Annotated in this window: 18 protein-coding genes and 2 pseudogenes; 19 read left to right on the forward strand and 1 reads right to left on the reverse strand. The window is 36.9% G+C overall.

Annotated elements, in window-relative coordinates; genetic code table 11:
* Positions 1-111 precede the first annotated feature (111 nt).
* Positions 112-1089 carry a reverse transcriptase family protein gene (locus WBS51_RS10950; protein WP_302702841.1) on the reverse strand — a complete coding sequence of 326 codons (978 nt, stop codon included), beginning with the start codon at positions 1087-1089 and terminating at the stop codon, positions 112-114.
* A gap of 348 nt (positions 1090-1437) precedes the next feature.
* Here WBS51_RS10950 and WBS51_RS10955 point away from each other — a divergent pair.
* The 19 genes and pseudogenes from WBS51_RS10955 to WBS51_RS11045 all read left to right on the forward strand — a co-directional run.
* Positions 1438-1563, forward strand: a pseudogene (locus WBS51_RS10955) (sporulation transcriptional regulator SpoIIID); the annotation flags it as partial.
* Positions 1564-1779: 216 nt separating this feature from the next.
* Entirely contained in the window at positions 1780-2454 is a 675-nt protein-coding gene (locus WBS51_RS10960; RefSeq protein ID WP_302702839.1) for a response regulator transcription factor, read from the forward strand.
* A complete protein-coding gene (locus tag WBS51_RS10965; RefSeq protein ID WP_302702837.1) occupies positions 2442-3623 on the forward strand; it encodes a HAMP domain-containing sensor histidine kinase in 1182 nt (393 codons plus the stop codon). The genes WBS51_RS10960 and WBS51_RS10965 overlap by 13 nt, the downstream gene beginning before the upstream one ends.
* A gap of 81 nt (positions 3624-3704) precedes the next feature.
* Positions 3705-4769 carry an ABC transporter permease gene (locus WBS51_RS10970; protein ID WP_302702836.1) on the forward strand — a complete coding sequence of 355 codons (1065 nt, stop codon included), beginning with the start codon at positions 3705-3707 and terminating at the stop codon, positions 4767-4769.
* Positions 4770-5429, forward strand: coding sequence for a hypothetical protein (locus WBS51_RS10975; protein ID WP_302702835.1), 660 nt, complete (start codon positions 4770-4772; stop codon positions 5427-5429).
* Between the two features lie 4 nt (positions 5430-5433).
* Positions 5434-6312, forward strand: a complete 879-nt coding sequence (locus tag WBS51_RS10980; RefSeq protein ID WP_101878547.1) for an ABC transporter ATP-binding protein — start codon at positions 5434-5436, stop codon at positions 6310-6312.
* Between the two features lie 337 nt (positions 6313-6649).
* Positions 6650-7054 (forward strand): single-stranded DNA-binding protein, encoded by a 405-nt coding sequence (locus tag WBS51_RS10985; RefSeq protein ID WP_302702832.1) that lies wholly within the window; start codon positions 6650-6652, stop codon positions 7052-7054.
* A gap of 199 nt (positions 7055-7253) precedes the next feature.
* On the forward strand, positions 7254-7676 hold the full coding sequence (locus tag WBS51_RS10990) for a DUF3847 domain-containing protein (protein WP_302702830.1): 423 nt from the start codon (positions 7254-7256) through the stop codon (positions 7674-7676).
* A gap of 1 nt (position 7677) precedes the next feature.
* A complete protein-coding gene (gene mobQ / locus WBS51_RS10995) occupies positions 7678-9225 on the forward strand; it encodes a MobQ family relaxase (RefSeq protein WP_342694085.1) in 1548 nt (515 codons plus the stop codon).
* Positions 9226-9240: 15 nt separating this feature from the next.
* Positions 9241-11148, forward strand: coding sequence for an AAA family ATPase (locus tag WBS51_RS11000; protein ID WP_342694086.1), 1908 nt, complete (start codon positions 9241-9243; stop codon positions 11146-11148).
* Between the two features lie 163 nt (positions 11149-11311).
* On the forward strand, positions 11312-11479 hold the full coding sequence (locus tag WBS51_RS11005; RefSeq protein WP_302702824.1) for a hypothetical protein: 168 nt from the start codon (positions 11312-11314) through the stop codon (positions 11477-11479).
* A 220-nt stretch (positions 11480-11699) separates the two neighbouring features.
* On the forward strand, positions 11700-12926 hold the full coding sequence (locus tag WBS51_RS11010; protein WP_022038154.1) for an AAA family ATPase: 1227 nt from the start codon (positions 11700-11702) through the stop codon (positions 12924-12926).
* Between the two features lie 52 nt (positions 12927-12978).
* The gene (locus WBS51_RS11015) at positions 12979-13626 is read left to right on the forward strand and encodes an RloB family protein (RefSeq protein ID WP_342694087.1); all 648 of its coding nucleotides are present in this window, start codon (positions 12979-12981) and stop codon (positions 13624-13626) included.
* 28 nt (positions 13627-13654) lie between these two features.
* Positions 13655-14263 carry a hypothetical protein gene (locus WBS51_RS11020; RefSeq protein ID WP_072447616.1) on the forward strand — a complete coding sequence of 203 codons (609 nt, stop codon included), beginning with the start codon at positions 13655-13657 and terminating at the stop codon, positions 14261-14263.
* A gap of 213 nt (positions 14264-14476) precedes the next feature.
* Entirely contained in the window at positions 14477-15370 is an 894-nt protein-coding gene (locus WBS51_RS11025) for a phosphoribosyltransferase (protein ID WP_072447619.1), read from the forward strand.
* 2 nt (positions 15371-15372) lie between these two features.
* The gene (locus tag WBS51_RS11030; protein ID WP_294461274.1) at positions 15373-15657 is read left to right on the forward strand and encodes a hypothetical protein; all 285 of its coding nucleotides are present in this window, start codon (positions 15373-15375) and stop codon (positions 15655-15657) included.
* A 263-nt stretch (positions 15658-15920) separates the two neighbouring features.
* Positions 15921-16946 carry a retron St85 family RNA-directed DNA polymerase gene (locus WBS51_RS11035; protein ID WP_294461270.1) on the forward strand — a complete coding sequence of 342 codons (1026 nt, stop codon included), beginning with the start codon at positions 15921-15923 and terminating at the stop codon, positions 16944-16946.
* Between the two features lie 202 nt (positions 16947-17148).
* A complete protein-coding gene (locus WBS51_RS11040; RefSeq protein ID WP_302702815.1) occupies positions 17149-18717 on the forward strand; it encodes a recombinase family protein in 1569 nt (522 codons plus the stop codon).
* Positions 18704-18868, forward strand: a pseudogene (locus tag WBS51_RS11045) (sporulation transcriptional regulator SpoIIID); the annotation flags it as partial. The gene WBS51_RS11040 and the pseudogene WBS51_RS11045, both read left to right, overlap by 14 nt.
* Positions 18869-18991: the final 123 nt, after the last annotated feature.

The raw sequence follows: 18991 nt of genomic DNA on the forward strand, positions 1-18991 counted from the left end.
AGGATGTGTAAACAGAATTCCCATAGCCGAAAGAGAAAGCCAGCGCCTTGAGACGCTGGCCTAGTAACAAGGGCTTATAGCCCTAGAGCAAACCACCCGTTGGACGGGTGGTCATGATTCATGAATAAAAAAAGAGTTTGTTATCCACCTCTTCCATTCACAAAATTCCCCGTCTTCCGGATTTATCTGCAGAACATATTGAATTTTGCCAAGGAGTCTTTGGAGATATTTCTGTTTATCACCCGTATACTCAATATGAGATAAATGGTTTTCTAAGCCGAATTTTCGGATATAATAACACTCCTGACGCAGACGACGGCGGTAATTCTTCGGAACCTGAAGTTTTTCGTTCGCTACAATGCCTGTAATCTCCTGCCGGTTTTTCTGGGAGCAGATACGGGTTTTCTTATGGTTCAACTCAAAGCCCAGACGGTTTAAAAAGCCCTCTGCTTTTTTTAGTACTTCTTTTGGATGAAAGTCACCGGAAAAGGTCATATCGTCACAATATCTGGTATAAGCAATTTCTCGTACCCGGCACCAGTTTCCCATGTATTCGTCAAAAGGTTTCATGACAAGATTAGAAAGATAGGGGGAAGTTGGCGCGCCTTGAGGCAGTCTGTCTTTATAACAGCACAGATGAGCCAAAAGTGTGCGTACAGAATCCGGTATTCTCTCACAGGGAAATCCATGCTGATAGACGCTGATATAAGAAATACTGTCAAAAAAATCCTGTATATCCAGTTTCAACACCAGTTTTTGTGCCTGGTGAGGGAAAGCGTTGCTGCGAAGAGAGATTCCTTTTTGATAGGCGCAGGCATAGCCGGATACCGGAAATTCCCTTAGAACCTGCCGCAAAATTTGTGTTTGGACATACTTTAATACACTGTCCGGCGCATGAAGAATTCTTTTAGTGCCGTTTCTTTTAGGGATGGAGATTTTTTCGTAGTGTTCGTCTGCGTGATTGGCAAGAGCGTATAAAAGAGCCATTTCAGCGGTCGGTGTGTGGGTGAGATTTTCTGTCAGATGCAGAGAAAGAAGGAAATCCTGTGTCTGTTCTTTTGTATAATATTTCCAGAGAGAGGGAGCCATATGATACCTCCGTGTTTCCTGTATTGCTATTCATGAAAATGTATTTTTAAAAACACAGCAGACACTAAATGGTGATACCGGATTCGGCGAAGAGGTACGGCGCCGCAGGCGAGAAAGCACATGCAGTGTGCAGATGTACCTCGGAGCCGAAGGAGGGCTGGCGCAGCCATACCTTTCGGAATAAAAAATAGAAAAGCGACTCGCTTCTCTGACAGAAAACTGTCTCCTCTGTCTGCTGTGATTAAAATTACTGTAGCATAGGAAAGAGGGAAAGTAAAGAGTTCCTAAGTCCTAAATACTAAATCCCCAGCATACATTGTAAAAACAATGTTTTCGGGGGATTTTTCCTTGAAAGATTATATTGAGGAACGGGCGGTTGAAATAGCAAATTATATTATTGAAGAAAAGGCAACAGTAAGGCAGACAGCAAAGAAGTTTGGGGTATCGAAGTCTACGGTACATATAGATGTAACAAAATAGGTACTTTTGTGAAGGTCGTTTATGAGGTGAGGTGAAGATAAAACGGATAGTGTGTATAAGATATATTAGGAAAAAGAAAAAGTTTCTATAGAATCTGATTCATGATGAAAAAGCTCGGTGTTGACCGGGCTTTTTTAAAACGATTGTTTATTTGTTGTTTTTTATGAACTATACTATAATTTAAACATGATGAAATCAGAGGTAAGCATAATGAAATATAAAATTTTAATGGTTGACGATGATAGAGAATTGCTAAAAATGTTGAATCAATACTTTACATTGAAGAATTATATAGTGATTATTGCAGAAAATGGCATAGAGGCAATGGAAAAGATAAGTGTAAATCCCGATATTGTTTTATTAGATGTAAATATGCCGGGAATGGATGGGATTGAAGTGTGCAGAAGAATCAGAGATATAGTTTCTTGTCCGATTATTTTTTTGACTGCGAGGGTAGAAGAGGAGGATCGGATAAAGGGATTATTGTCTGGTGGTGATGATTATGTAACGAAGCCATTTAGTTTGAAAGAATTAGATGCTAGAATAATTGCTCATTTGAAACGTGAAGAACGTTTACATAGGAAAAAAGAACAAAGGTTTTATGGAGAATTAGTAATTGACTATGCCAGTAAATGTGTACATATTAAAGGGAATGCCTTAGAGCTTACGAAATTGGAATATGAGATTATAGAATTTTTATCCATGAATCCGGAAATGGTTTTTGATAAAGAACGTATTTATGAAAAGATTAGTGGATATGACACGGAAGGAGATAGTCGAGTAGTGACTGAACTAATCCGCAGAATTCGTAATAAAATAAAACGATATACAGAACATGAATATATCGAAACGATATGGGGGATGGGATATAAATGGAGAAAATAAAAAATCTTTCGTTAAGAAAAACCATTGTCTTATATATGATAGTTAGTTTGATAGTTAGTTTTTATCTTTCAGCATTGATTATGCGAACAGCAGCCACTATACAAGATGACATTTGGTGGAAATACGTAGATCAAGAAAAGTATTTTGAAATGGCAGAAGGTGAGGGTAGAAAGTATTTGACAGATGTTCCGAGACCGAATTCTTACGAGATGAAGAAAGTTGATTATCATATATCAGAGGTATGCGATTTCCTTCAGACATTTACAGTACTTATTGTGTCTGTGGCAGGCAATATCATAGCAGTGTTTCTTTTTTATAAACATAAATTAAAAAATCCCATTGAAGAATTAGAACTGGCATCACAACAAGTTGGTCGAAACAATTTGGATTTTCATATTACCTATGAAAATAAAGATGAAATGGGAAGATTGTGCAAAGAATTTGAACGGATGAAGGAGCAGCTTGCAGAAAATAACCATCAATTATGGAAAATAATTGAGGAAGAAAAGGCTTTGCGAGCAGCGATTGCACATGATATCCGTTCACCGCTATCTGTACTGGCGGGGTATCAGGAAATGCTTTCAGAATATCTTCCTGAAGAAGAGATAGATATGGATCAAGCCTTAGGTATGGTAAATGAGAGTAAAAAACAGATTGAACGCATGGATACATTCGTAGAAACAATGAGGAAGATGAGCAGTTTAGATACAAGGGAGTTAGTGGTAGAAGAAATTACAAGTATGCAGTTAGAAATAGATATACAGGCAGAGTTGAATGTGTTTGAGAAAAAATTTGGGAAGAGATGCGAATTAGAATGTGTGGAAACAGCAGAAAAATTTTCGGGAGATAAGGAAGTGATTTTAGAAGTTATAGAAAACCTTTTGTCAAATGCCTTTCGTTATGCTAAAACAAAAGTGGAAATGGAAGTTCTCCTTACTTGTTCTGAATTAGAAATCAGAGTAAAGGATGATGGAGTGGGTTTTACAGTAGACAAGCAAAAGGCAACAGAGCTTTTTTATCAGCAAAATGTGAAAGACAGTTTGAAACATTCAGGAATGGGCATGTATATCAGTAGATTGTATTGTGAAAAGCATGGCGGACAGTTACTAATAGAAAATGAAAAACAGAGTGGCGCTGTAATAACAGCAGTATTTCATCGGATTGCATAAGCAGTCCGATTTTTTATGCTGTTGTCTTTTTGTTGTGATTTATATTTTATTATGTCTATAACAAGGAAAGGAGGCAAACGTATGATTGCTATTTTTAAAAGAGAGATTAAGAATTATCTAAAGCGACCGTTATTTTGGGTAGGTATTCTGCTTGTGATTTATGGTGTGTTTAATACGACAAGTCCATATTTAACCACACATTATTTAGGGCAAGGCGAGAAAATTGTCAATAATTATCCTGATACAGTTCGCTTAGGAGATGTTTATGAAGGATATATTCCTGCGAATCCTGAAAAACATCGAGAAATATGGAGTGGACAGATAAAACAAGCACTAATTGATGAACTAGAAATGTCTAATTTAGAGGCACAATCCGTAATGAGCAAACTTGTTGATATGGAGTTAGAAGAAGCATTCGTATATCTGGAGGAAAAATATGATTGGTATAGTGCAAGATATATGTACGAAGATAGTGCCTATTACAAAGGAACACCAGAAGAAATCAACACATATCTGAACGAAAAAATGAAAAATAAGGCGTTTTCTTTTTATTACTCAAGAAAATTTGCTGATTTTGCAGGGTTGTTTATGTGTTTTTTTGCAACAATTATGTTAGCGGTTCTGTTTTTACAGGATACGAAAAAGCATACTTATGAATTGCTTCACACGAAACCGATCACTGCCGGAAAGTATGTATTGGGAAAAGTAAGCGCAGGATTTGCAATTTGTTTGATTGCTCTGACTATTATAAATCTATTATTTTGGGCATTGTGTGTTATTTATACAAAAGACAGTGGGTTTGAAGTGCGGTTCTGGGATTTTATAGTGTCTACTGTACTTTATATACTTCCCAATATGCTGATGATTGTAAGTGTATATACATTGATTTCACTCATATTTAAAAATCCACTTCCGGGAGTGCCGCTTCTGATTCTTTACATGGTATATTCCAATATGGGCGGAAGAAATGCGGAAGGAGTTTATGGATATTGGGGAAGACCTTTTGCGATTATGGTTCGATTCCCCGATCAGCTTTTCGATACGACACCGCCGCCAATGGCATTTTTAAATCAGAGTTTACTTATTTTAGCATCGGTAGTGATTATTCTGATTTCAATACAGATTTGGAAGAGGAGGCGGATGTAAATGAAGAAGGAAATGAAGATTGTTCTGCCGTTTTATAAGATTGCTTATGCAGTATCTTTTGTTGTGATTTTAAGCTTGATACGTGGGGTTGTATTCACAAATGAAATAGGACTTTCCATTGAGGCACCTTTTGCTATATTGACTGCTGTTTTTTGTGCGGACACTTATGTGCAGGAAATTACAAGCAAGCGATCAGAAATCCATAGGCTGTATCCAATAAGAAAGAGAATTTGCGCCATCAAGCAGCGAATAATGATACAGGAAGTTTTTTTATTACTGCTTGCTGTTTTAGGTTACGGATTGTTTTTTGTGTTTCAAAAACCAGTTACACATCCGGCAACGGAAAGTGAAATACTTCAGTTTATTACCTATTTTTTAGCGATTGTAGTAACCATTTTCTTTTGGGGAATATTGGTCAATACATTGTCTATGCTTTTTAGCAATATGTGGATGGGGATTGGAAGCTGCCTTCTGATATGGGTAACAACAAATTCCACGGGAGGAGATAAATTTTTTGGGGCATGGAATCTGTTTTCCTATGCTTTTAGAGATATAGAAAATACTGCTGATGTTACATGGCTGCAAGGGAAAGCTTTGTGTATTGGTATTGGATTGATTTTATTGGTAGTATTGCCGAAAATAGTTAGAAAGAGAGGGTAAGTTTATGAGTATTCATATTGAGGATTTAACAGTAAGATTTAAAAATGGTGTGACAGCAATCAATCATGCGAATTTAAATATACCGAATGGAATTTTCGGATTATTGGGAGAAAATGGAGCAGGAAAGACAACTTTGATGAGGGTTTTAACTACTGTACTTAAGCCTACAAGTGGAACGGTCACATTGGACGGGATTTTATATAGTGAAGGAAACTATGAAAAAATTCAGAGAAAAATAGGGTATCTGCCACAGGAAATTGAACTTTATCCTAATTTGACTGTTCAGGAGTGTTTAGAGTATATGGGTGATTTGGCAGGTGTTCCAAAAGCAGAGTGCAAGAAACGAATAGAATATTATTTGAAAAAGACCAGTCTTGCAGAACACCGGAAAAAGAAAATGAAACAGTTGTCAGGCGGCATGAAACGACGGGTAGGATTAGTGCAGGCGCTTTTAAATGAACCGGAATTTTTAATTGTGGATGAGCCGACTACCGGTTTAGATCCAGAGGAACGTATTCGCATCCGCAATTTGTTAGTAGATTTTTCTGAAAACAGAACGGTTTTATTTTCAACTCATGTGGTGGAAGATTTGGCTGCTACCTGTAACCAACTTGCGATTATGCACAAAGGTAGTTTCTTATATGCGGGTTCTATGAAAGACTTGTCAGAAGAAGCACAGGGAAAAATCTGGATTTGCAAAGTGCCTGATGAAAATAAGGCAAGAGATATAGAACGTAAGTATCGCATTACGTCAAAACAATATGTTGAAGGAGGATTACAACTAAGAGTGATTTCTGAAACACCGCCAGAGTTGGAATGTATGTCTGTTCCGGCAACATTGGAGGATGCATATATTTATTTTACAAATAAATATAATAAGTAATGATACATTCAGTTTGTTTAACTGAGAAAATACTGTAAAAGAATATGTAAAATGAAATATAAAACACCTACTGAGTAGGTTGAACTCAATACTCCTATGATTTCGATTTTGAAGTCATAGGGTTTTTTTGTGCAGAAAAATAAAAAATTTCCTTTTCCACCCTGTATTTTCCCCTCTGAGCCTTTCGTTATGTGAAGGCAAATAAATAAAATTCATTTTTTATTTGTAAAAATCCCTCTCTACGTTCTGATATATGAGGAACAAATTACATTTGCCTTAAAAGAATCGGGCCGGATTCAAGAACAAAGAAAAAATGAAAAGAGAAAGGAGAAATTACATGAACAAAACAATCTTAATGGGAAGACTGACAAAAGATCCGGAGGTGAAATATCTCCAGGATGAAAACAGTACTGCAATGGCAAGATACACGCTGGCAGTAGACAGACGATATCGAAAGGATGGAAAGGCAGAAACAGATTTTATTTCTTGCGTCAGCTTTGGGAAGAATGCTGAGTTTGCAGAAAAATATCTGAAAAAAGGTTTGAAGATTTTAGTGAGCGGACGGATCCAGACTGGAAGATATGTGAATCAGGAGGGGAATAAAGTTTATGCCACTAACGTGATCATAGAAGAACATTATTTCGCAGAAGGGAAGAAACTGTCAGGATCAGAAAAGAAAGAAGATACCGCTCCAGATGGATTTATGAATCTTCCAGACGGAGAAGAACTTCCGTTTGAGTAAGAATAACTCGGATGCTGAAAGCAGAAGAGCGCACTTATATACCTTACAAGGTATGTGCGTCCTACGGAAGTAGCATCTTTCTGAAGGGGAATTCCGAAAGTGTTTGCGGATGATCCATCCGAAGAAGGGTTCCCCTTCCGGCAGAAATGCCTATCTCGTAACAGAGAAAAAGGAAGAATTGAAAAGGAGAAAAAATGATATGGCGAAGAAAAAAACATTTCAGGAATATACGAAGGAAGCACTTTATGAGATTGAAAAAACAGAAGCTGCATTGAAACAGGCAAAGCTTGAGAAGGAGCAGGCAGAGCACAGGATCCAGAGATCCTTGAATTATCTGGATACACAGAAAAAGAAAAAGCGAAAGGCACGAACCCATCTGTTGATTCAGAAAGGAGCAGTCATAGAAGCAATCTGTAAAGATACCAAATATCTGACAGAGGCAGAATTTTATCAGCTGATGGATGAACTTCTTCATGATCTCGATTGTAAGTTTTGTGATGTTGTTCATGAAATGGTTCGTGGACGGGCGGAAGCGGCAGAAGCAAAGGAACGAGAATTTGCAGAAGAGGAAGCACTATTAAAGGCGATGCAACGAGGTGAACTGCCACAGGGAGATGAGTAAGATGGGATGTTATCACTTTCATCTGAATCAATTATCCAGAGGAAAAGGACAGTCTGCCATTGCCAGTGCTGCCTATCGGGCTGGTACAAAATTGGAATGTACGTATTATGGAGAAGTAAGTGATTATACGAGAAAAGGCGGTGTGGTATTAGCGGAGATCCATCTTCCAAAACAGGCTCCGGAGAGATTCAAAGACAGGGAGACTCTTTGGAATGAGGTAGAATGGATCGAAGGGAATAAGAAAGCACAGCTGGCACACAGCTTTGATATTGCCTTGATGAATGAGTTTTCTATGGAAGAAAATATTGAGCTTGCAAGAAGATTTGTAGAAAAACAGTTAGTCGCAAGAGGGATGATCGCAGATCTAGCGATCCATGATCCGAAGAAGGCAAAGGATAAAATACCCAATCCCCATATGCACATCATGGTTCCCATCCGCCCTTTACAGGAAGATGGTACCTGGGGACAAAAACAAAAAAAGGTTCCAGTATTAACACCGGATGGACAGCCGGTTTTGAATCGGAAAGGACAACCGGTATTTCGGGCGGTACATACAACGGATTGGAGCAGGAAAGAAACCTTGGAAGAATTGCGAAGTGCCTGGGCGAGGATGTGCAATGAACTGTATGAAGAAAAAGGACTTACAGAAAGAGTCGATGCCAGGTCTTATGAGGAACGGGGGATTGATAAGATCCCGATGGTGCATGAAGGACCGAATGTACAGGCAATGGAAGCAAGAGGGATTTCAACCGCACTGGGAAGTTTAAACCGACTCATCCGAGCCTTAAATGATATGAAAGAACGGGCAAAGAATCTTCTTCAATGGTCCTTGTTTCGAGAAAGCCAACTGATGGAACGGATGGTGTTCTTACATCAGCCAACCTTAGCGGATTATCTGAGAAACTATTGTGATAAGAGAAATGCAGTTGCAGAATCCTACGCTTATGGAACACAAAAGGCGAAGAATACAAATCTGAAACAATTTGCAGAGACGATTCGCTTTCTGGAAGAGCAGGATGTGAGAACCCCAGAACAGCTGACAGAGAAAATCCAGGAATTAGATACTCAGCTAAAAGAGGTAAGTCAGCGGTTGAATCAACAACTGTCTGCTTTGCGAAGTGTCAACAGCAACCTTTATGCAATGAAAGAGTATTTTGAAACAAGACCTGTTTATCTGGAATTAAAGAACAAATATTTTGGCAGGGAAAAATTTAAAGAGGAACATAAGAAGGAACTTAGCGGATATTATCGTTCGGAAAGAATCTTAAAAGAAAATCTAGACCCAAGTGGGAAGATTCCGGAAGGACAATGGAAACGAGAAGCCGCTCGTTTATCAGAAGAGATAGCTGCTTTACGAAAAGAAGATAAACGGATCCATGCCATGTTACGAAAGTATGAGGGAATCAAAAATCATGTGGAAGCTTTGATGGCAGAGGAAGGAGAAGGTGTCTCTCTTCCAGAAACAAACAAACGGGAGCAATCCACAGAAACAAAAGAAGCAGTGAGAACCATGAAACGAAAGAAGAAACATCATGGAATGGAGTTATAGGAGGAATTTTAGAAGATGGAAGAATATACAAGAGAACAGATTCAAAGAGCAGATGATACTGATTTATATGTTTTTCTTTCTGGGAGAGGAGAACAGTTCAAACGATGTGGGAAGGAATACCGATGGTTGCGATATGACAGTGTGATGATCAACAAGAACGAATGGTATCGTTTTAGTCAGAATAAAGGTGGTCATGCCATCGATTTTATGAAAGAATTTTACGGTCTTTCTTTTGCAGAGGCAGTCAAAGAATTATTAGGAGAAGAGGGAGTTGGAGAAACCAACAGAAGAACGGCCAAGGAAGATGCAGGCAGACAGAAGGTCTGCCCCATCCCCTTGCCTGGATTGGAATTGCCAGAAAGAAATGAAAGCTGTGAGATTGCAAGGAAGTATCTCATTGAGCAGAGGAAACTATCGGAATGGCTGATAGATCAGATGATTGCAAAGGGGGATATTCACGAAAGTAAAAACTATCACAATGTGGTATTCGTCGGAAGAGACAAAGAACAGAATCCTAGATATGCAGCTATGCGGGGAACCGATGAGAACCGATATCGTGGGGAGGCAAGAGGTTCGGAAAAAGCCTATGGATTTGGCCATATAGGAACGGGTGAAAAACTGTTTGTGTTTGAATCCCCCATTGATCTTTTGTCTTATATCACTGCAGTTCCGGAAGACTGGGGAAAGCATAGTTATATTTCTCTGGGCGGATTGAGTGAAAAAGCAATGAAACGGATGTATACAGAATATCCTCATATCCATTCCACCTACTTGTGTCTGGATAATGATGAGCCTGGAAATGAGAGATGCAGGCAGTTTGTTTCTCTTATTCCGAAGGAACTGAGTGTGTACCGATTAGAACCGGTGAAGAAAGACTGGAATGAATGTCTGGTAGCAGAAGTTCCGGTAGAAAATATGGCAAAGCAGATGTGTTGGAGAGATGCCAGGGAAAAACCAGTTCCGGTCATGAAGATGTCGGAGGTTGAAGAAACGGTGGTCCAGTGGCTATGGTATCCGTTCATTCCTTTTGGAAAGGTTACTTTGATCCAGGGGAATCCGGGAAAAGGAAAAACGTGGCTTGCAATGGCAATCGCCGCATACTGTACGAATGGAAAAGAACTTCCCAATGCACTTCCCATAGAACCCTTTAATGTATTGTATCAAACAGCAGAGGATGGGATAGCAGATACCATTAAGCCTAGATTAGCAAAATGTGGTGCAGATATGACAAGGGTGCGATTCATCAATGAAGAAGAAAAACAGCTTTCTATGACGGACGATCGGATTGAAAAAGCCATCCGCCAGAACAATGTACGCCTCATGATCATGGATCCCATACAGGCCTATCTGGGAACCAATGTGGATATGAACCGGGCCAATGAGATACGGCCATTATTCCGGCATCTCAGTACGATTGCAGAGAGAACTGGATGTGCCATTGTTCTCATTGGACATTTGAATAAGTCGTCGGGAAGTCAGAGCGATTACCGTTCCCTGGGATCCATTGATATCGCAGCGGCAGTACGAAGCATCTTATTTGTAGAAAAGGTGGAAAAAGAGAAGGAACAGGATATCCGAGTGGTATATCAGCAAAAGGATTCTCTTGCTAAGAAGGAAAATCCGGTAGCGTTTTCTTTAGGAGAAGAAGGCTTAAAATGGTTAGGAGAATACGATATATCCATTGAAGATCTGCTGATGGGGAAAGCAGGAACGAAAAAGGAAACGAAACTGGAAAAGGCACAGAAATTGATCCTGGAGTTATTAACCAAACGGAAAGTAATGTGTTTAGAAGAATTAGAGGCAGAACTACTTGCCTATGGGATTTCTTCCAGAACAGGAAGAGATGCAAGAAAGCAGCTGGAAAACAGACTGAGCTACGACTGGTGGCAGGGAAGAAAAACAGTTGCGTTGACAACAGAATAAAAGATGACATTGGCAAAAAACTGCTTTGGCATTGGCAGTCTTTATAGATACCTTTGCCAGCTGCCAATGTCAGAGTAATTACGAATAGATGATAGTTAAGGTCTATTTTAATAGATATTTTCATAGTAATGGACAAAGAGAAAAGGGAGGTGGGAGCACCGCTATGAAGAAACAAAAACTGAATTATCGTTTTCATAATCCGAATACTGCGGAAGTGACCGCCGATTACATATTAAAAGTATTTATTGAGGTGAATTCGAAGAAAGTTGAACGAATTATGCAGGAGGTGGCTGGAAGAAGTTTGGAAGAGGACAAGCAGGAGGAAAAATAAATTATCCAAGCATATTCAAGGTTTATTCGAGATGGAAATCAAGAATTGTCTCAGATGTTGCGAAATGTATGCCATCAATAGTTGTTTTCAACTGTGAAAAACAGAAAAAATAAAATTATAAAACAATATATGAGAGAAAATCTCATATATTGTTTACAAAAATGAAAAATGAAGTATAATAAAGAGTAAAGAAGATAAAATCTGAAATGGAGGTAACGGTATGTTATGTCAATTTACAGTTAAGAATTATAAGAGCATACGAGATGAGATGACGTTTGATATGCAGGCGGCGGCTATTTCGGAGCATGAAGATAAAGTGATAATGGATAAAAATGGGGAGCAGTTTTTGCCGGTTTCTGCAATATATGGTCCAAATGGTGGTGGAAAATCAAATGTCTTGGAAGCATTGCATACTGTGGCAGCAAAAGTGTTACGCCCGTTGTATGCAACAGGAGATAATGAGGAACGTGTTTTTCTTCAGAAAAAATTATTGATTGAGCCCTTTGCATTTTCGGAAGAAATGAAAAATGAACCGACAGAATTTGAAGTTTTCTTCCGAACAGAACTGGCAGAGTATAGATATATACTTCATGTGAAAAGAGAAATTGTTGTATATGAGTGCCTGGATCGTGTGAAATTGGAGACGGGAAGACGTTCAGCTCTTTTTGAGCGAAATGCAGAGGAAACAATATTAAAGGGTGTGTTTGCAAAATTAAAGATTAGTGACGAACTTTCTGAAACATTACCATTATTATCTTATTTAGGAATTACCTATAAGAAAAATGAGGTGGTAAAAGACGTTTTAGAATGGTTTGAATACGGCATTGATTTCCTAAACTATGGGAATCCGATCGAAGAACTTCGTATGGCAGTATCAAATTCAGAGGATGTAAAGCAATTAATGTTGGATATGATTCAGGAAATGGATTTGGATATTGTGGATTTCCGAGTTGTGAAAGATGAAAATGATCGAATTGATGTGTATACAAAACACATGGTAGAGGGATATGAAGCAGAACTAAATTTGTTTGATGAATCCAGCGGTACAAAGAAATTGTTTGGGTTAATGCCATTTATTGCTGATAGCTTATTATCCGGAGCAACACTGGTAATTGATGAACTAGATGCAAAAATCCATCCCGTGTTATTACGCCATATAATTATGATGTTCAATGACATGAGTATCAATAAGAAAAAGGCACAGCTGATTTTTACATCTCATGATTTATCTACAATGAATAGTGAGGTATTTCGCAGGGATGAAATTTGGTTTGTGGCGAAAGGAAATGCACAGAATTCTCAATTATATTCTCTTGTAGAGTTTAAAAATGAGAAGGGCGAGTCTGTTCGTAAAGATGCCAAATTTGATAAACAGTATCTTGAAGGTAAGTACGGTGCAGATCCATACCTCAGAAGAATTATAGATTGGGGGAAGGTTAATGCCTAAGAAAGCCAGAACAGAAGCGTGGAGAAAGAAGCGCCGCCAAGAGCATTTGGAAATGAAAAAATACAGATATTACATTTTCTGTGAAGGTCAGGAAACGGAACCGAATTATTTCCAAGGGTTCAAAAAATGGATTGAAGAAAATCCGATTTACAAAGACATGGTTTTGATTGAAATAGAGCCTTGTCAGGCGGAGACCATGCGTGTAATCGGAATGGCAGAAGAATATGTGAAAAAGAACCGACTTCAAAAAGGGCAGATATGGTGTGTGTATGATAAAGATAGTTTTCCAGCGCAGCATTTTAATGGCGTGGTTGAACGAGCTGAGAAATTGAATAAACAGAATCCAGAGTTACAATATCATGCGGCATGGAGTAACGAGTGCATAGAGTTTTGGTTTCTTCTGCATTTTGCATATTATACTTCAAACAATCACAGATCTGAGTATAAGAAGTTCCTTAATGAGAAATTTCAAGAACTTGGGATTGGGAAGTATGAGAAAAACATGGATAATATTTTTGAACTGTTAATGGAGTATGGAAGTCCCAAATTGGCGATACGATATGCGAAGCGAATTATAAAAGAGGGACAAGGGAAAACACCGACGGAGATAGCACCGGGAACGAAAGTATATGAGTTGGTGGAGGAATTGGCAAGGTATTTGCCGGAAGAAGAACAAAGAAGATTTTTAGCTTTGTTGTAAAAAAATGTGAAGAGGAAGACATTAAGAAATGAATGATATATATACAACAGAACTTTTGGGGCTGGGTTCTACACTAACAGAATTGGCTGTTAAAGGAACTGCGACTGCGGTATCAAGTAAATTAAAAGCAATTAAAGAGGAAAAAAATGTAGAAAGAATAAGAAGTACATATGATGAAATTATTAACGAACTTCTTAATGAACGAGAAGAAGCAGTTCGCATTGCGCAGGCATATAAATCTGAATTGGAGAAAGTGGTTATTAGTGATGAAGATATTCAACATCTACATAATACGGTTTCGAGAATTTTAGAAATTATAAAAGAATCTCAAGTAGCAAGTGCAACACTACTAGGAGAGGAAGCTGTAGAAGCTGTAAAGAAACAGGTTGAGTCATATGAGCAAATCAAAGCGTTGATTAGTGTGGACACATTAAAGACGATGCAATTATTGGGATTCAATTATAAAGTTGCAATTGGAGAACCGCTAACACTTATGCTTAAGAATTTTATATTATCCAAAGTTGCGGAACCGGATTCCTTTATTGCATTTCAGAAAATAGTGACCCCAGAAATGGTTGAAATTTTAAAAGATGAAACGGCATATGAGAACTTTAAACAAATAATGGGGATGGCCTAAGATAAACTGAAAATGATAATTATGAAGTCTTGATTTAATATAATGAAGTAAATACGAATTGCAATTATTTTTTGTTTGCGCTATGATAGCATGATAATGCACTGACAAAACTAATTGTAATAATGTAGGTCAGTGTGTAAAATAGTAAAAGTGAATATTATCAATTTAATATACATGAATTGAGATTTAGAATGAATTAACGAAGGTGAAAATGTGCTTATTAAGAAAAATACTTTAGCAGAGAAGTTTGTTATTGAATTGGCAGCAATTTTTAATGATCAAAATTGGGAGATTGAGGAAAGTACAAATGATGAATATTCGATATTTGATATATTTTGTAAAAGATTAGAAGACTTAGAAACGGATGCAGACAGGGAATTGATGATTGAATTGACTCGTAAATATTTAGTTGTTGGAGCGGGAGAATATTATAAATATATGTTTGATGTATTCAAAAAATTTATCAATTGTAATCGAGATGTTATGATGGATATAGATACGATACATATTTTCCCTGTACAAGACAAAGATTATCCAGAAAAAACAAAGAGCGGAAATATGATGTGTTATTTGTTTCAAGGACTTCTTATGCGAAGATTCGATGTGTTTCGAAATAAGAGAGTCAGAATAATAGAGACTTTTGACGGATTGGTAAAGCATAAAGATGACATTAAGTGCCTGCTAGTTGTTGATGATTTTGTTGGTTCTGGAGATACATTATTAGGATGTGTAAATTCGATAGAAGAAAAAGGAATCGAAAAAGAAAAAATCAAAGTATTAACATTAGTATTGCAAGAATGTGGTAAAAAAGTGGCAGATGAATATGGTGTAGAGATATACACTTCTGTTTTAAGAAATAAAGGAATTACAGATAACTATAGTGAACAAGAGGCTCAGGAAAAAAAAGAACAAATGAAGAGGATTAGTAAAAGATTTAAAGTAAAAGATAAGAATTTATATTTGGGGTATAAAGAATCTGAAGGGTTGGTATCAATGATAAAAACCCCAAATAATACTTTTCCTTTTTATTGGTATGAAGGGAAAAGAGAGGGAAAATTAAGTTTAGCACCGTTTCCTAGGCGAAATAATGTAGGAGTAGATGTGTAGATATGGATGAATTTGTGATGTATAAGTTATTAGATTCAATTTATAAAAAAGAAACGATAAGTGTTATGTTTAAATTAGGATATTCTTATTCTAGCGTGATAAAATGGTTTTCCGATTTAGAGAATTTAGGTTATATTTTTATAGAGGATGATGTTAGTAAATTTATTACACAAAAAGGAGAAAATAAGCTTATTCAATTGGAAAAAAAATATAAGAATCGTACTATTGGAAAATTGGAACAATATAAAACTAAGAAAATGTCACTTGAAGAAGTATATCTACCTTGATATAATATAAATATCTTGGAACTGCTAGACTTATGCACTTTGTGCGAGGTTGGCGAGTCTGCCAACTTAAGAAGAACTTATTAACAAGCCTGTGTAAGAACAAGCTCGATTTTGCGGGAGCAAAATCTATCTTGTTCTTACAAACTCGAGAATTCATAGAATTCTCTCATCATATAACTGTGACAAATGAGGCGTCTCATTTGTCGCAGTTATATGACAGATACAATTTTGTAGTAGTTCCAAGATATTTAATGGAGGGTATTGTGAATTGGGATAAATATTGTAATGAATTTTGTAAGGAAGCAGAACATAACGGTAAAAACGCTACATATTGCAATACGTGGTTGCAATATGCAAAGTCATTATATGAAAAAAAATTACCTATAATTTATAATCAAAAACATTTGTGTTTGTTGCTTGGATATAAAGAAGAATATATTTATGCTGCAAGTAATTCGGCAATTAATTTTTATAGGACTTATAAAATTCCAAAAAAGAATGGTGGAACGAGAGAAATATCTGAACCATTACCGAGTTTAAAAGAAATACAAAGGTGGATATTAGATAATGTTTTAGCACCAGTAAATATAAGTGTTTATGCCAAAGCTTATGTTAAAAAGAAATCAATTAAGGAGAATGCAAGGTTTCATAAGCGGCAACCAATAGTATTGTCACTAGATGTAGAAAGATTTTTCGATAGTATTACATCAGATAAAATATATAGTTTGTTTTTGAAATTGGGTTATAAAGAAGATGTATCAGTGTTACTTACCAATTTATGTTGTTTAAATGGATGTTTGCCACAAGGAGCACCTACAAGTCCAATGCTTTCTAATATAGTGTTAACTGAGTTCGATAATATAATTGGGAAATATACAAATGAAAAAAAAATTAGGTATACTAGATATGCTGATGATATGACTTTTTCGGGAGATTTTAAACCGGGACAAATAATATCTTTTGTAAAATATAATTTAAGTAACTTGGGATTAAAATTGAATGAAAGAAAAATAAGAACAAGAAAAAAATGTCAACGTCAAGAGGTAACGGGAATCGTTGTTAATGAAAAAATGCAATTACCTAAGCCTGTAAGAAAGCAAATTCGTCAGGAAATGTATTATGTAAGAAAGTATGGTCTAGAATCGCATATGCAGTATTGTGATATATCTAAGGAAAATTATTTACAACATTTAAAGGGAAGAATACAATATGGATTATTTATAAATCCCTACGATTATGAATTACAAGACTATTTGGATTATTTAGATAAATTATATGGAAAATATTAAAACTAATATCTCTTTCTAGTATTCTAGTAATATTCAATTATGTGGCAACAAATTGTTTCATATAAATAGTATGGATAAGTATAAGACAAGGTATTATTGATTTTATCAGTAATATCTTGTTTTTCTGTTTACATCCCCTATTTTTACGATATAATAAAAAGTAGTAACAGAATGATATCTACCTAACAGAAAGGATAATCCTATGAAGATAGCAGCATATTGTCGTGTTTCCACCGATAAAGCCGACCAGCTCAACAGTTTAGAAGCGCAAAAGGAATTTTTCTCCGAATACACCCAGCGTACCGGAGATGTTTTAGTAAAATTATATGCAGACGAAGGTATTTCCGGAACGAAAATAAAAAATCGTAAGGAATTTCTTCGTATGATGTCCGATGCGGAAAAGGGACTTTTTGATATGGTGGTTGTAAAGGACATTTCTCGCTTTGCCAGAAATACCGTAGATCTTTTACAGAATGTTCGCAAGCTGAAAGCGTTAGGTATTGAAACCCAGTTCCTTACAGCGAATATGACAAGTATGGGAAATAGTGAGTTTGTTCTCACCATCTTTGGAGCATTGGCTCAGGAAGAAAGTGCCAATACGTCTAAGCGAGTGAAATTTGGAAAGAAACTAAACGCAGAAAAAGGACGAGTTCCTAACATTGTATACGGATACGATAAAACAATCGGAGATTATTTCAATCTTGAGATTAACAAAGAAGAATCGAAGGTTGTAAAGCAAATTTATAAGTGGTACACAGAAGAAGGTTACGGTGCTGCCAAAATTTCAAATATGCTGAATGAAAAAGGTTATCGGACAAAGAGAAACTGCAAATGGAGCCAGAATGCCATCTGCCGGATTTTGACCAATGAGATTTATACGGGAAAGATTATCAATGGAAAGCAGGAAATCAGTGATTTTCTGACTGGTCAGAGAAGAGAGAAGGATGAGACGGAATGGCTTGTTGTGGAACGTCCAGAACTTCGTATGATTGAAGATGAGGTGTTTGAAAAAGCACAGGAAATTCTTCGTGGAAGAAACGATGCATTCAATCTGAATCATGAGCGACAAAGCAACAAATATTTGTTTTCTACATTGATTAAATGTAAAGAATGTGGCTGGTCTTTCCGAAGAACAGTTCGTACTTATAAAAATACGTATGTGCGTTGGGTTTGTTCCGGAAGAAATGGAAAAGGAGCAGATAGCTGTCCAAATAAAACCGCTGTAGATGAAGAAGAATTGATCCAGGTTTTACAAGAATATTTTAATCGGGTTCTTCAACAAAAAAATAAAGTAATTGACTATGTTGTGAAAGAATTCCAAAGAGTGTACAAAGCGAAAGATGAAAATGCAGAGTACGAGAAGGAATTGAATTTGCAGATTGCCAAATTACAGCGGATGAGGCAGAAATATATGGATATGTATACCGATGATTTGATCTCCAGAGAAGAATTGAACGATAAGTTGGGTGGTACTCGCCAAGAACTGGATCGTCTGGAGAATGAATTGAAAATGGTATCCAGTAATTTGACAAAAGGAGATCAGATGGAAAAAATCTTAAATGATACCTTTAAGCAGATTGAGAATATTACAGATGTTCATGAGATGACCAATGTACAGTTAAAGAGACTGATTAAGAAAATAGAAGTAGACAAAGATGGAAATGTGGATATTTACCTTCGTTTACTAGGTGATTTGGGATTAAATGAAAGCATTTTAGTGGAAGACGAATGTGAAAATAAAACAGCTCTAAATTGTAACGACCAAACATAAAGACTGCACAGAACGACTTCTTCAGATAAATCCGGCTCTGGCGGCGGAGGCGCGGAAGATCCTGGATTTGAACAAGTCCGAGCGCCATATCCGCGGTGGACTGGCTACCAGAGAAAAATATCTGCATATGGGGAATCATATAGAGGAGTAGGGATAAAATAGCAATAGGAAAATAAGAAGGACTGACACAGGTACTGCGTTTAAAGAAGCGGTGAAAGTTTTTAAACCATTCCTGTAAAAGTCCTTTTTTTGTGTATTTATAAAAAAGCGTCAA

It is taken from the genome of Blautia acetica, assembly GCF_038739805.1.
Taxonomy (GTDB): Bacteria; Bacillota; Clostridia; order Lachnospirales; family Lachnospiraceae; genus Blautia.